Genomic DNA, 14228 nt, shown 5'->3' with positions numbered 1-14228 from the left:
CGCGCGCGGACCTTCCACGACCAGGACCCCTTCCTTCCGCGCGCTCGAACGCGGGGGAGGAACTCAAGTGACCAGTAGACCCTGGACGTTCAGAGCCGCCGCCATAGGCGTGGCGCTCGCGGCGGCCGCAGCCACCGGCTCCGCATACGCCGTGGCCCAGGCCGACGACACCTCCGCTCCCAGGTCCACCACCGTGGACCGGCACGACCCGGCGGACCGCCACCAAGGCGAGCACGACCTCGCAGGCCCGCTGAGCAAGACCCAGGAGGCCCAGCGGCAGGAGGCCCTGAAGCAGGTCATATCCGGCAAGTCCACGGTGAAGAACCGTGACGGCTCGAAGGTCGTCCAGCTCAAGAGCAAGAAGGGCGACAACAAGTACGTCGAGCTCGGCCGCGAGAAGACCGACAAGATCTTCACCATCCTGGTCGAGTTCGGCGACAAGACCAGCGAGTTCGGCGGCACGCCCGGCCCGCTGCACAACCAGATAGCCAAGCCGGACCGCAAGAAGGACAACTCCACGGCCTGGCGGGCGGACTACGACCAGAAGTACTTCGAGAACCTCTACTTCGGCACCGGCAAGAAGACCGAGTCGGTGAAGAAGTACTACGAGAAGCAGTCCTCCGGCCGCTACTCGGTCGAGGGCGAGGTCTCCGACTGGGTCAAGGTCCCCTACAACGAGGCCCGTTACGGCAACAACGCGTGCGGTGACACCAACTGCCCGAGCGTGTGGAACGTCGTCAGCGACGGTCTGAACGCGTGGGTCTCCCAGCAGAAGGCGGCTGGGAAGACCGACGCCGAGATCAAGGCGGACGTCAAGCAGTACGACCAGTGGGACCGCTACGACTTCGACGGCGACGGCGACTTCAACGAGTCCGACGGCTACATCGACCACTTCCAGGTCGTGCACGCCGGTGAGGACGAGTCCGCGGGCGGCGGCGCGCAGGGCGAGGACGCGATCTGGGCCCACCGCTGGTACGCCTTCGGCACCGACGCCGGCGCCACCGGTCCCGAGGACAACAAGCTCGGCGGCGCGAAGATCGGCGACACCGGCATCTGGGTCGGCGACTACACCGTCCAGCCGGAGAACGGCGGACTCGGCGTCTACGCCCACGAGTACGGCCACGACCTCGGCCTGCCGGACCACTACGACACCACCGGCGGCGGCGACAACTCCACCGGCTTCTGGACCCTGATGTCCTCCGGCTCCTGGCTGGGCACCGGCAAGAACGAGATCGGTGACCTGCCCGGCGACATGACCGCCTGGGACAAGCTCCAGCTGGGCTGGCTCAAGTACGACACCGCGAAGGCCGCGACGAACTCGTGGCACAAGCTGGGCGTCGCCGAGTACAACACGAAGCACAAGCAGGGCCTCGTGGTCGAGCTGCCCAAGAAGAAGGTCACCACGGAGATCGTGGCGCCCGCGCAGGGCGCGCACCAGTGGTGGAGCGGCAGCGGCGACAACCTCAAGAACACGCTGGCCCGTTCGGTCGACCTCACCGGCAAGAAGTCGGCGTCCCTGACGCTCGACGGCTGGTACGACATCGAGGCCAACTACGACTACCTCTACACCGAGGTGTCGACCGACGGCGGCGCCAACTTCACTCCGCTCGACGGCACGGTGGACGGCCAGCCGCTCCCGCGTGACGGCAGCGACAAGCCGGTCCTGACCGGCACGTCCGGCGCGTACAAGAAGCTGGCGTTCCCGCTGGACGCCTACGCGGGCAAGAAGATCGACCTGCGCTTCCGCTACCAGACCGACGGCGGCGTGGCCCAGAAGGGCTTCACGGCCGACCGCATCACGGTGACCGCCGACGGCGCCGCGGTCTTCTCCGACGACGCCGAGTCCGCGGACGCGGCCTGGAAGAGCAACGGCTTCTCCCGCATGGGCGCGTCCTTCACCAAGGACTACGCGCAGTACTACCTCGCGGAGAACCGCCAGTACGTGTCGTACGACAAGACCCTCAAGGTCGGCCCGTACAACTTCGGCTTCTCCAAGACCCGTCCGGACTGGGTGGAGCACTACCCGTACCAGAACGGCCTGTTGATCTGGAAGTGGGACACCTCCCAGGCGGACAACAACACCAGCGTCCACCCGGGCACGGGTCTGCTGCTGCCGGTCGACTCGCACCCGAAGGCGCTGAAGTGGACCGACGGCACGCTGATGCGCAACCGCATCCAGGCCTACGACTCGCCGTTCAGCCTGTACCGCACGGACGGCATCACGCTGCACAACGCGGACGTCGCGACGCACATCCCGTCGTCGAAGGGAGTATCGGTCTTCAACGACCGCACCAACACCTACTACGACGAGTCGAACAAGACCGGCGGCGTCAAGATCACTGACACCAACACCAAGATCAAGATCATCAAGGAGGCCAAGGACGGCTCGACGATCGAGCTCGAAGTAGGCCCCGCCGCGAAGTAAAACGCATTTCCCCAGGTCAGAGCATGATCGGCGGTGACCCCCTGGCGGGTCACCGCCGATCCGTGTTTAGGTGCGTCCTGTGGTTCTCTTATTGACACCGGTCGGCACGCCGACCGACACACCGACCGACACGGGGGTATGACCGCATGGCCGCAGGAGGCTTCTGCAAGCTGCCGAACGGCACCGTGGTGGTGGCGCTGAACCTGCCCAGCCCCGCCGCCGACGGCCCCGGCTCCGTCCGCGTACTCATCCACGCGGCGAACCGCTCCCGAGCCCTGACCAGGCTCCGCAACCTGGGCCTGCGCGCGGTCTACCTGCGCGGCAACGCCGCCCCGCCGTCCCCCGACGAGATCACGGCCGTCCTGCACCACCCCGACGGCCTGATATGGCGCACGGCCCCTGACAACGGTGTCGTGGCGAGCCCGGACCTCGCCTTCGAACTGTGGCGCCCGATCAGAGCCCTGCTGCGCCGCCCGACGGCCCAGACCTGACCCCCGGGCGCTGCCGGGCTACCGGGTCACTGGACGACCGGCTTGCCGGAAAGCTCCACGCCCGCTTCCCGCAGCTCCTCCAGGGCCCGCTCGGTGGTCCCCTGGGCCACGCCCGCCGTGAGGTCGAGGAGGACGTGGGTGCGGAAGCCCTCCTTCGCGGCGTCCAGGGCCGTGGCGCGCACGCAGTGGTCCGTGGCGATGCCGACCACGTCGACCTCGGTGACCTCGCGGGAGCGGAGCCAGTCGGCCAGGGGCGTGCCGTTCTCGTCCGCGCCCTCGAAGCCGCTGTACGCCGCCGCGTACGCCCCCTTGTCGAAGACGGCGTCGACGGAGCCGGACGCGACGGCGGGGGCGAAGTTCGGGTGGAAGCCGACGCCTTCCGTGCCGGCGACGCAGTGCGCGGGCCAGGAGCGGACGAAGTCGGGGTTGGTGGAGAAGTGGCCGCCGGGGGCGATGTGGTGGTCGCGGGTGGCCACGACGTGCTGGTAGCCGGAGCCGGCCGCCTGGCCGATCAGCTCGGTGACGGCGGCAGCCACATCGGCACCGCCGGCCACCGCGAGGCTGCCCCCCTCGCAGAAGTCGTTCTGCACGTCTACGACGATCAAGGCGCGGCGCATGGTCGGTGTCCTTCGGCTATGAGGTCGGCAAGCCCGGCCGGTGAACTTCCGAGCCTATTGACATGGGGCAGGAGACGGGAGGGGGCACGGGTCGGCGCATCGCCGCACACCCCCCTAGCTACCCGAGGCGTCGTGCGCGTACTCCGTCGGAATGACGGGCTCCCCGCGCGAGAGTTGCGTGGCCGACATCGGGAGCCCCGCGCGCGCCGCCGCGTGCCGGTCCCGCGCCGCGTCCAGCGGCTCCCGGGCGACGACCTCGCCGCCCTTGACCAGCTCCACCAGCAGCTGCCGGTCCGCGAGCTCCGCCGGCACCGGCCCGGTGCCGATCACCTCGGCCTCGGCGACCCCGTAGGAGTCCAGCCGCCGCGCGGCCCACTTGCGCCCGCCCACGGACGTCTTGCCCCCGGTGGACTTCTTCGCCACCGGCACCAGCGGCGCGTCCGGCTCCGCGGACTCGGCCCGGGCGACCAGCTTGTAGACCATCGAGGACGTCGGGTGCCCGGACCCGGTCACCAACTGCGTGCCGACGCCGTACGCGTCCACGGGCGCCGCCGCCAGCGAGGCGATCGCGTACTCGTCGAGGTCCGAGGTCACGATGATCTTCGTGTCGGTCGCGCCCAGCTCGTCCAGCTGCTGCCGTACCCGGTGGGCCACCAGCAGCAGGTCGCCGGAGTCGATCCGCACGGCCCCGAGCCCGGGTCCGGCGACCTCCACGGCCGTACGGACCGCCTCGGCGACGTCGTACGTGTCCACCAGCAGCGTCGTGCCCCGCCCGAGCGTGTTCACCTGGGCCTGGAAGGCGTCCCGCTCGCTGTCGTGCAGCAGGGTGAAGGCGTGGGCGGAGGTGCCGACGGTGGGGATGCCGTAGCGGAACCCGGCGGCCAGGTCCGAGGTGGTCGCGAAACCGCCCACGTAGGCGGCCCGGGACGCCGCCACCGCGGCCAGCTCGTGCGTGCGCCGGGCGCCCATCTCGATCAGCGGCCGGTCCCCGGCGGCCGACGACATGCGCGAGGCCGCCGCGGCGATCGCCGAGTCGTGGTTGAGGATCGACAGGATCACGGTCTCCAGCAGCACGCACTCGGCGAAGGTGCCCTCGACCCGCATGATCGGCGAGCCCGGGAAGTACACCTCGCCCTCGGGGTAGCCCCAGATGTCCCCGCTGAAGCGGTAGCCGGCGAGCCATTCGAGGGTCTGACCGCCGACGATCTCGCGCTCGCGCAGGAAGTCGAGGACGCCCGCGTCGAAGCGGAAGTTCTCCACCGCGTCCAGCACCCGCCCGGTGCCCGCCACGACGCCGTAGCGGCGCCCGTTCGGCAGGCGCCGGGTGAAGACCTCGAACACGCTCCGCCGCTCGGCCGTGCCCGCTTCCAGGGCGGCCCGCAGCATCGTCAGCTCGTACTGGTCCGTGAAGAGCGCCGTCGAGGGAACAGCCACCGGCAGCCCAAGGTCCGCTGTGTTCATGAGCGGGATCGTACCCCCATTTCGTCAGTTTGACGATTTGCAGCAAGGCCCCCGGTTTCCAGGCCCATTTGTGCGACTACCCCCCTCGGGTGGCAGCATGGGCAGTGTGACGTCACCCGCGCCCCTGGAGATCGAACGGACCGAGTCGGCGGAGGAGGTATTCGCCGTACCGGAGCCGGACCTCCCCTGGGTCACCATCGTCCACAACGACCCGGTCAACCTCATGAGCTACGTGACGTACGTCTTCCAGACGTACTTCGGCTACTCCAAGGACAAGGCCACCAAGCTCATGCTCGACGTCCACCACAAGGGCCGGGCGGTCGTCTCCAGCGGCAGCCGCGAGGAGATGGAACGCGACGTGCAGGCCATGCACGGCTACGGCCTGTGGGCCACCCTCCAGCAGGACCGCAAGTAGGCCAGCTCTCCGCCCAGCAGCGAAAAGGCGTTCATGCCCGGAACCTTCGAACCGCTTCCCGGCGGCGGCGCTGCCGTCGCCCTCGACGACGTCGAGATCTCCATCATCCGGTCGCTGGCCGTCCAGCTCCTGGAGCTCATCGGCCCCGGCCCGGCCGAGGACGCCCCCGACGACCCGCTCGCCGAGCTGTTCGCGGAAGGCCCGAGCGAGCCGCCCGCCGACCCGGTGCTCAGGCGCCTCTTCCCGGACGCCTACAGCGACCCCGAGCAGCCCGCCTCGCCCCGGGACGCGGAGGAGCAGCGGGCGTACTCCGCCGAGTTCCGCCGCTACACGGAGAACGACCTGCGGGCCGGCAAGCGGGACAACGCCCTCGCGGTGATCCGCTCCCTGGACGCGCTCTCCTCGGCCTCGGCCGGCGAGGGCGGCGCGGTGCTGAAGCTGTCGGTGGAGGAGTCCCAGCGGTGGCTGTCGGCCCTGAACGACCTGCGGCTCGCGATCGGCTCGCGGCTGGAGATCACCGACGAGGAGGACACCGACCTCCTCTACCGCCTCCCGGACGAGGACCCGCGCAAGCCGATGGTGATGGCCTACCTATGGCTGGGCGGACTCCAGGAGACGCTGGTCGGAACCCTTATGCCCTGATCCGTGCAGGTTCTGTGACCGCCGGGTGACCGCTCGGTGTTCGCTCAGAGGACGCTCAAATCCGGATAACGATCGCGTCACCGTGCTCGCCTTCTATGCCGCGGTGGGCTGCGTTTTGTCCGGTTTCCCTGTGTGATGCGTCACAATCCCCCCGGGTGATCAGTGGTGCGGCCGTGATAAATCTTCACGACCGCCCGGCCGACACCACCCGAATGTCCGGCCGGGTGCGCCACCGAGCCGACGACCGTCGGCCAGGCACCGCTCCATTTATCCGGGGGGATCGAGACCCGATCCGAGGCCGACGAAGGTCCGGGTCGGCATGGAGAAAGGCGCACCACACATGACCTCTGCGCAGGTCGACACGGAAAACGTCCCCGAAGAGGGGTACGAGCGCGGACTCGGCAGTCGCCAGGTCCAGATGATCGCGATCGGCGGCGCCATCGGCGTCGGCCTGTTCATGGGTGCCGGAGCGAACATCGCCAAGGCCGGCCCCAGCATCATCCTCATGTACGCCCTCGCGGGCGTAGTCATCTTCTTCATCATGCGGGCGCTGGGCGAACTGCTCCTCTACCGGCCCGTCTCCGGCTCCTTCGCCGAGTACGCCCGCGAGTTCCTCGGCCCGTTCTTCGGGTTCGTCACGGGCTGGACGTACTGGCTGATGTGGGTGGTCACCGGTATGGCCGAACTGACGGCCGCCGCGATCTACATCAACTTCTGGTTCCCGGAGATCCCGCAGTGGGTCAGCGCCCTGGTGTTCCTGGTGGTGCTCTTCGGCGTCAACCTGATCTCCGTCAAGATCTTCGGCGAGGTCGAGTTCTGGTTCTCGATGATCAAGGTCACGGCCATCATCGGCATGATCGTCATCGGTCTCGGCGTGCTCACCCTCGGCTTCTCCGACGCCGGTGACACCGCCACCGTCTCCAACCTCTGGTCGCACGACGGCTTCTTCCCGAACGGCATCGGCTCCAGCCTGATGACGCTCCAGGGCGTCATGTTCGCCTACCTCGCCGTCGAGCTCGTCGGCGTCACCGCGGGCGAGTCGGAGAACCCCGAGAAGACCCTGCCCAAGGCCATCAACACCCTGCCCTGGCGCATCATCGTCTTCTACGTCGGCGCGCTGCTGGTGATCCTCTCCGTGGTCAAGTGGACCGAGTTCTCCGCCGGCGAGAGCCCGTTCGTCCACGCCTTCGGCGAGATCGGCATCCCGCTCGCCGCGGGCATCGTCAACTTCGTGGTGCTCACCGCGGCCCTGTCGTCCTGTAACTCGGGCATGTACTCGACCGGCCGGATGCTGCGCGACCTGGCCGCCAACAGCGAGGCGCCGCAGGCGTTCGGCAAGCTCAACGCCCGCAAGACGCCCGCCGTCGGCATCACGGTCTCCGTGGCGCTCATGGGCATCGGCGTCGTCCTGAACTACGTCGTCCCGGAGAAGGCGTTCCTCTACGTCACCTCCGTCGCCACCGCGGCCGGCATCTGGACCTGGATGATGATCCTCGTCAGCCACATCCGCTACCGCGCCGCGGTCGACGCGGGCCGGCTGCGCGCCTCGGCCTTCCCCGCCCCCGGCGGGGCTCTCTTCAGCTGGGTCGCGCTCCTCTTCCTCGTCGGCGTGACCTGCATGATCGCGTACGACAAGGACGCGCGGGTCTGCCTGTACGTCGCGGCCGGCTGGGCCGTCGCCCTCGGCATCGGCTGGGCGGTCCTCAAGAGCCGCAACCCGCAGATCGCCGAGCGCCGCGACCCGGAGTTCGAGAAGGTCGGCTGACCACCCCGCCAGGACGTCCAGCCGCCGGGAGTACTCGTGGCACCCCTGGCGGCTGCCGCTCAGGGCGTCCGGCATATGGGCCGTTCCGTACCATCCATCGGTACGGAACGGCCCTTCTGCTTATCCTGACGAACATGCTGACCATCACCCAGGCCCTCGTCGACCAGATCGTCGCCCACGCGCGCAAGGACCACCCCGACGAGGCGTGCGGCGTGATCGCGGGCCCCGCGGGCTCGGACCGCCCCGAGCGCTTCATCCCCATGCTCAACGCGGCCATGTCACCCACGTTCTACGAATTCGACTCCGGCGACCTGCTCAAGCTCTACCGCGAGATGGACGACCGTGATGAGGAGCCGGTGGTGATCTACCACTCCCACACGGCGACCGAGGCCTATCCCTCCCGTACCGACATCTCGTACGCCAACGAGCCCGGCGCGCACTACGTCCTCGTCTCCACGGCCGACACCGACGGGGCCGGAGAGTTCCAGTTCCGCTCCTTCCGGATCGTGGAGGGCGAGGTCACGGAGGAGAAGGTCGAGATCGTCGAGGCGTACTGAGCCGATATGGACGGGGCTGAACAGGCCGGTCTCACTCTCCGGCCCGAAATCGTCCGCGATGTGGGATCACATTCCAGAACCCGGACCGGGAATCGATACGATGAGCCCATGGTTTTCCACGACGTGAGCGACAAGACGCCGGGCACGCTGCTCGTTGCGCGGCTGCACGTCGACCTGTGCAGGCTCGCCAGCGCCATCTGTTGACGCCGGCCCCTGCCGCCGTACGGCCGTGAGCCGCGGCGCTGCACACACGCACCACCCCGCTGTTCCTGCGCTGCCGCGCGCCCGACTGACTACTCCCGACAGGAGCCCTGAGCCATGGCCATCGAGGTCCGCATCCCGACCATCCTCCGCCAGTACACCGACGGTCAGAAGGCGGTGGAGGGCAGCGGTGACACCCTCGCCGAGCTGTTCGCCGACCTCGAGTCGCGGCACGCGGGCATCCAGGCCCGCATCGTCGAAGGCGACCAGCTGCGCCGTTTCGTCAACGTCTACCTGAACGACGAGGACGTGCGCTTCCTCGACGGCATCAACACCAAGCTGACGGACGGCGACAACATCACGATTCTGCCGGCCGTCGCCGGCGGCATGGTCTGATCACCGATGCGATACGACTCACCCCTGGCCGCGGTCGGCAACACCCCCCTGGTGCGCCTGCCGCGGCTGTCGCCGTCCGCCGACGTCCGTATCTGGGCGAAGCTGGAGGACCGCAACCCGACCGGGTCGGTCAAGGACCGCCCCGCCCTGCACATGATCGAGCAGGCGGAGAAGGACGGCCGCCTGACCCCGGGTTGCACCATCCTGGAGCCGACGTCCGGCAACACCGGCATCTCGCTCGCCATGGCGGCGAAGCTCAAGGGCTACCGCATCGTGTGCGTGATGCCGGAGAACACCTCGCAGGAACGGCGCGACCTGCTGGCCATGTGGGGCGCCGAGATCATCTCCTCCCCGGCCGCGGGCGGCTCCAACACCGCCGTGCGCGTCGCCAAGGAGCTCTCGGCCGAGCACCCGGACTGGGTGATGCTCTACCAGTACGGCAACCCGGACAACGCGGGCGCCCACTACGCGACGACGGGCCCCGAGATCCTCGCGGACCTGCCCTCCGTCACCCACTTCGTGGCGGGCCTCGGCACCACCGGCACGCTCATGGGAGTGGGCCGCTACCTGCGCGAACACAAGCCGGACGTCCAGATCGTCGCCGCCGAACCGCGCTACGACGACCTCGTCTACGGCCTGCGCAACCTCGACGAGGGCTTCGTCCCCGAGCTGTACGACGCGTCGGTCCTCACCAGCCGCTTCTCGGTCGGCTCGGCGGACGCGGTCACCCGCACCCGCGAACTGCTCCAGCAGGAGGGCATCTTCGCCGGCGTCTCCACGGGCGCCGCGCTGCACGCCGCGCTCGGCGTGGGCAAGAAGGCCGTCAAGGCCGGCGAACAGGCCGACATCGTCTTCGTCGTCGCCGACGGCGGCTGGAAGTACCTGTCGACGGGCGTCTACACGGCGACCACGACGGAAGAGGCCATCGAAACGCTCCAGGGCCAGCTCTGGGCGTAACCCGACGGCAGACCACCCAAGGAAGGGCCGGAGTGAGAACTCCGGCCCTTGTGCGTGTCACCCGGCCAGATACCGCACCTGGTCCCACAACGCCGGGTCCACCACCCCGATCCGTCGCCGGAAGCCCCACACCGGGACCTCCCGCAACTCGTCCGTCTCCAGAAAGCTCGTCCGGCCCTGGGAGTCGCCGACCGAGCCCGGAGGGAGGGGGATCACGCCGGTGCGCTCGTGCCGGAACCGGGTGGTGATCTTCGCGACCGTCGCCCGCTCCCCGCGCACCGCCAGCACCAGGCACGGCCGGTCCTTCGTGCGCGCCTCGTCCTCGTAGGGGACGTCCGCCCACCAGATCTCCGCCGGCTGCGGCAACCCCGCCACCGCTGCGGCCGCGGCCGCCGTCCGGCCCCGCCGCGCCGACGACCGCCGCCCCCAGCCGTCGACGAGCGTGGCGACGAGCGCGAGCAGTACCACCGCGGCGAGCGCCAGCCACCAGGACGTGTCCATACTGAGACGTTACCGGCGCCATCCCTCCCCCGCGCCCCTCTCCCGAGGATCACCCCCCGGCGGTGCCAGCCGAACCGGTGACACCACAGGTGAGTTCGCCCACAACAGCCCTTGGCGGAGGAGCGACCGGAGGTTTTGCGCCTTACGCTCGACGCACCGCACGACCCCCGACGCCCCTCTCAGACATTTCCCGCCAGCGGAGGTTTCTGCTTCATGAAGCTCACCGTCGTCGGCTGCTCGGGGTCGTTCCCGTCCGCGGAATCGGCCTGCTCGAGCTACCTCGTCGAGGCCGACGGCTTCCGGCTGCTCCTCGACATGGGCAACGGTGCCCTGGGCGAGTTGCAGCGCCACTGCGGTCTCTACGACCTCGACGCGATCTTCCTCAGCCATCTGCACGCCGACCACTGCATCGACATGTGCGCGTACTTCGTCGCGCGCTACTACCGCCACGACGGCGGCCGCTGCGATCCGCTCCCCGTCTACGGACCGGAAGGCACGGAACACCGGCTGACCACCGCCTACGCGGACACCCCCTCCGCCTCCTCCATGAGCGAGGTCTTCGACTTCCACACGGTCAAGCCGTCCACCTTCGAGATCGGCCCCTTCACGGTGCACACCGAGCGGGTGGCCCACCCCGTGGAGGCGTACGGCATCCGCGTCGAACACGACGGCAAGGTCCTGACGTACTCCGGTGACACCGGCGTGAGCCCCGCGCTGGACGAACTCGCCCGGGACGCCGACCTGTTCCTGTGCGAGGCGGCGTTCACGCACGGCAAGGAGAACATCCCCGACCTGCACCTCAACGGCCGCGAGGCGGGCGAGACGGCGGCCCGGGCAGGTGCCCGGCGCCTGGTCCTCACCCACATCCCGCCGTGGACGGACCCGCAGGCCAACCTGGCCGACGCACGCGCGGTGTACGACGGCCCGGTGGCCCTCGCGGCGCCCCGGCAGACGTACGAACTCTGAGCACCCGAGCACGACGAGGCCCCGGAACCGAAGCGGTTCCGGGGCCTTCAGCGTGTGCGGCGTGTGCGGGCTACTTCGCCTCCGCCTTCTGCAGCTCGGCGAGTTCCTCGTCGGACTCGCGGCCCGGCGTCGGCAGGTTGAACCTGGTGATCGCGAAGCGGAAGACCACGTAGTAGACCGCCGCGAAGCACAGGCCCACCAGGGCCAGGCCCCACGGGTTGGTCGCGATGCCCAGGTTGAGGAAGAAGTCCACCGCGCCGGCCGAGAAGCCGAAGCCGTCCTTCATCCCCAGGGCCCAGGTCAGCGCCATCGAGACACCGGTGAGCACGGCGTGGATCGCGTACAGCACCGGGGCGATGAACATGAAGGTGAACTCGATCGGCTCGGTGACGCCCGTGACGAACGAGGTCAGCGCGAGGGAGATCATCATGCCGCCGACGACCTTGCGGCGCTCGGGCCGGGCGCAGTGCACGATCGCGAGGCAGGCGGCCGGCAGGGCGAACATCATGATCGGGAAGAAGCCGGTCATGAACTGTCCGGCGCTCGGGTCGCCCGCCAGGAACCGGGCGATGTCGCCGCTCTTGCCCTCGTAGGTGCCGGCCTGGAACCAGGGGAAGGAGTTGAGCAGGTGGTGCATGCCGATCGGGATCAGCGCGCGGTTGGCGACACCGAAGATGCCCGCGCCGACGGCTCCGGAGCCGACCAGCCACTCGCCGAGGTTGTGCAGGGCCGTGCCGAGGACCGGCCATATGTAGCCGAAGACGATGCCGATGACCAGGCCCGCGAAGGCCGACAGGATCGGCACCAGGCGGCGGCCGCCGAAGAAGCCCGCCCAGTCGGGCAGCTTGGTGCGGTAGAAGCGCTGGTAGAGCAGGGCGACGACGAGGCCCATCACCACACCGCCGAGCACCTTGGCGTCCACCGGCGCGTCCGTCATGACGACCTTGCCGTCGACCGCCGTCGCCACCTTGGGCAGGTTCGGGTCGGTGAACGTGGCCAGCACGTTCTTGAAGACCAGGTAGCCGACGACGGCGGCGAGAGCGGTCGAGCCGTCCGACTTCTTCGCGAAGCCGATCGCGATGCCCACGGCGAACAGCAGCGGCATGTTGTCGAGGATCGCGTTGCCGCCCGCGGTCATGAAGCCCGCGATCTTGGTGATGAACTCCGGGAACGACTCCCGCCCCAGCATGTCGGTGTTGCCGAGGCGGACCAGGAGCGCGGCGGCGGGCAGCACGGCGACGGGCAGCATGAGGCTGCGGCCGATACGCTGCAGGACCGCCATCACCGCAGACCCCTTCTTCGGGCTCGCGGGCGCGGCTGTGGCTGTGGACATGAACTTCCTCCATGGGGCACGGCGCCGCCCAGGAAGAGTTCGACGGGGGACGGCGGCGTCTCAAAAGGGGAACGCGGTCTCCACCGCGCGACCTCCACCAGTGAGTGGTGTAGACCAGTTGTAGCACGGTAGGCCGAACGAGTGGAACCCGCGAATTTCCGCCCGCTGCGACGCACCGGAGGCCGCGGCCCCCGGCCCCTTTGTGGAGAGGCGGGCTCGTGGTGTAGACCTGTTGCGCCCACTGTGGGTTACTGCTACAAAGCGGTTCGATCAGGGAGAACGAACATGGCCACCAAGGCTGAGAAGATCGTTGCCGGGCTCGGCGGCATCGACAACATCGAAGAGGTCGAAGGCTGCATCACCCGCCTGCGGACCGAGGTCGTGGACCCCTCCAAGGTCGACGAGACCGCCCTGAAGGCCGCCGGCGCCCACGGCGTCGTCAAGATGGGCACCGCCATCCAGGTCGTCATCGGCACCGACGCCGACCCCATCGCCGCGGAGATCGAAGACCTGATGTGAAGCGCGGGGATCGTCCCGGGCTTCACCCCCTGACAGACCCCCGAGGCCGACCGTACGGGCCCCTCCCCACCGCGGGAGGGGCCCCTTCCGCAGGTACGGATAGGCTCAGCGGCATGTCTCGAATCGACGGCCGCACTCCCCAGCAACTCCGCCCGATCACCATCGAACGCGGCTGGAGCAAGCACGCCGAAGGCTCCGTCCTCGTCTCCTTCGGCGACACCAAAGTCCTCTGCACCGCCTCCGTCACCGAAGGCGTCCCGCGCTGGCGCAAGGGCAGCGGCGAAGGCTGGGTCACCGCCGAGTACTCCATGCTGCCCCGCGCCACCAACACCCGCGGCGATCGCGAGTCCGTCAAGGGCCGCATCGGCGGCCGCACCCACGAGATCAGCCGCCTCATCGGCCGCTCGCTCCGCGCCGTCGTCGACTACAAGGCACTCGGCGAGAACACCATCGTCCTCGACTGCGACGTCCTCCAGGCCGACGGCGGCACACGCACGGCGGCCATCACGGGCGCCTACGTCGCACTGGCGGACGCCGTCGCCTGGGCCCAGCGCAAGAAGCTGATCAAGACCGGCCGCCAGCCCCTCACCGGCACCGTCAGCGCCGTCTCCGTCGGCATCGTCGGCGGCGTCCCCCTCCTCGACCTCTGCTACGAGGAAGACGTCAAGGCCGACACCGACATGAACGTCGTCTGCACCGGCGACGGCCGCTTCGTCGAGGTCCAGGGCACCGCCGAGGCCGAACCCTTCGCCCGCGACGAACTGGGCGCCCTCCTCGACCTCGCCGTCGCCGGCTGCACGGAACTCGCCGCCCACCAGCGCACCGCGCTTGATACCGTCCTCGAAAAGTAAAGGGCGCACCAAGACAGGTGCTCGGCGCGGGCAACCGCGCCGAGCACACTCGCGTCTGAAGGAGTACGGGCGCACGGCTCATCCCTGTGCGTCCGGCCAGCCACACGGGCCGCCCGGCCCGACCGACGAGA

At 69.2% G+C, this 14228-nt stretch carries 16 protein-coding genes; 12 read left to right on the top strand and 4 right to left on the bottom strand.

The annotated features are described in order from the left end of the window. Window positions 1–67 precede the first annotated feature (67 nt). Both QF034_RS15125 and QF034_RS15120 read left to right on the top strand, forming a co-directional pair. Window positions 68–2425 carry an immune inhibitor A domain-containing protein gene (locus QF034_RS15125; RefSeq protein WP_307175461.1) on the top strand — a complete coding sequence of 786 codons (2358 nt, stop codon included), beginning with the start codon at window positions 68–70 and terminating at the stop codon, window positions 2423–2425. 146 nt (window positions 2426–2571) lie between these two features. Then, on the top strand, window positions 2572–2916 hold the full coding sequence (locus QF034_RS15120; RefSeq protein ID WP_307175460.1) for a hypothetical protein: 345 nt from the start codon (window positions 2572–2574) through the stop codon (window positions 2914–2916). A 26-nt stretch (window positions 2917–2942) separates the two neighbouring features. Here QF034_RS15120 and QF034_RS15115 read toward each other — a convergent pair whose 3' ends face one another. Together QF034_RS15115 and QF034_RS15110 are read right to left on the bottom strand one after the other, a co-directional pair. Continuing rightward, window positions 2943–3533: an isochorismatase family protein gene (locus QF034_RS15115; RefSeq protein ID WP_307175459.1), complete on the bottom strand. Its 591-nt coding sequence runs from the start codon at window positions 3531–3533 to the stop codon at window positions 2943–2945. A gap of 114 nt (window positions 3534–3647) precedes the next feature. Continuing rightward, window positions 3648–4994, bottom strand: coding sequence for a nicotinate phosphoribosyltransferase (locus QF034_RS15110; protein ID WP_307175458.1), 1347 nt, complete (start codon window positions 4992–4994; stop codon window positions 3648–3650). 97 nt (window positions 4995–5091) lie between these two features. Here QF034_RS15110 and clpS point away from each other — a divergent pair, with 97 nt between their 5' ends. The 7 genes from clpS to QF034_RS15080 all read left to right on the top strand — a co-directional run bounded on the left by clpS (window position 5092) and on the right by QF034_RS15080 (window position 9927). Further along, entirely contained in the window at window positions 5092–5409 is a 318-nt protein-coding gene (gene clpS / locus QF034_RS15105; protein WP_020270284.1) for an ATP-dependent Clp protease adapter ClpS, read from the top strand. A gap of 33 nt (window positions 5410–5442) precedes the next feature. Next, window positions 5443–6051 (top strand): DUF2017 domain-containing protein, encoded by a 609-nt coding sequence (locus tag QF034_RS15100; protein ID WP_307175457.1) that lies wholly within the window; start codon window positions 5443–5445, stop codon window positions 6049–6051. 340 nt (window positions 6052–6391) lie between these two features. Beyond that, complete coding sequence (locus QF034_RS15095) at window positions 6392–7816, top strand: amino acid permease (RefSeq protein WP_307175456.1); 1425 nt, start codon at window positions 6392–6394, stop codon at window positions 7814–7816. Between the two features lie 134 nt (window positions 7817–7950). Continuing rightward, entirely contained in the window at window positions 7951–8373 is a 423-nt protein-coding gene (locus QF034_RS15090; protein WP_307175455.1) for a M67 family metallopeptidase, read from the top strand. 108 nt (window positions 8374–8481) lie between these two features. After that, window positions 8482–8577 (top strand): putative leader peptide, encoded by a 96-nt coding sequence (locus tag QF034_RS41510; protein ID WP_317926516.1) that lies wholly within the window; start codon window positions 8482–8484, stop codon window positions 8575–8577. A gap of 114 nt (window positions 8578–8691) precedes the next feature. Beyond that, a complete protein-coding gene (locus QF034_RS15085) occupies window positions 8692–8970 on the top strand; it encodes a MoaD/ThiS family protein (protein ID WP_307175454.1) in 279 nt (92 codons plus the stop codon). A 6-nt stretch (window positions 8971–8976) separates the two neighbouring features. Further along, on the top strand, window positions 8977–9927 hold the full coding sequence (locus QF034_RS15080; RefSeq protein WP_307175453.1) for a PLP-dependent cysteine synthase family protein: 951 nt from the start codon (window positions 8977–8979) through the stop codon (window positions 9925–9927). 57 nt (window positions 9928–9984) lie between these two features. Here the strand turns inward: QF034_RS15080 and QF034_RS15075 are convergent, their stop codons facing one another. Then, window positions 9985–10428 carry a type II toxin-antitoxin system PemK/MazF family toxin gene (locus tag QF034_RS15075; protein ID WP_307175452.1) on the bottom strand — a complete coding sequence of 148 codons (444 nt, stop codon included), beginning with the start codon at window positions 10426–10428 and terminating at the stop codon, window positions 9985–9987. Window positions 10429–10641: 213 nt separating this feature from the next. On the opposite strand from QF034_RS15075, the gene QF034_RS15070 reads away from it, so the two are divergent. Further along, entirely contained in the window at window positions 10642–11394 is a 753-nt protein-coding gene (locus tag QF034_RS15070; RefSeq protein WP_307175451.1) for an MBL fold metallo-hydrolase, read from the top strand. Window positions 11395–11464: 70 nt separating this feature from the next. Here QF034_RS15070 and QF034_RS15065 read toward each other — a convergent pair whose 3' ends face one another. Further along, complete coding sequence (locus QF034_RS15065) at window positions 11465–12727, bottom strand: PTS transporter subunit EIIC (protein WP_307175450.1); 1263 nt, start codon at window positions 12725–12727, stop codon at window positions 11465–11467. Between the two features lie 285 nt (window positions 12728–13012). On the opposite strand from QF034_RS15065, the gene QF034_RS15060 reads away from it, so the two are divergent. Together QF034_RS15060 and rph are read left to right on the top strand one after the other, a co-directional pair. Further along, window positions 13013–13246: a PTS sugar transporter subunit IIB gene (locus QF034_RS15060; protein ID WP_086562173.1), complete on the top strand. Its 234-nt coding sequence runs from the start codon at window positions 13013–13015 to the stop codon at window positions 13244–13246. 113 nt (window positions 13247–13359) lie between these two features. Beyond that, window positions 13360–14097: a ribonuclease PH gene (rph, locus tag QF034_RS15055; protein ID WP_307175449.1), complete on the top strand. Its 738-nt coding sequence runs from the start codon at window positions 13360–13362 to the stop codon at window positions 14095–14097. Window positions 14098–14228: the final 131 nt, after the last annotated feature.

The sequence above is a fragment of the Streptomyces africanus genome (assembly GCF_030816955.1).
Taxonomy (GTDB): Bacteria; Actinomycetota; Actinomycetes; order Streptomycetales; family Streptomycetaceae; genus Streptomyces; species Streptomyces africanus.
This window is presented reverse-complemented; position numbering and strand designations above follow the sequence as displayed.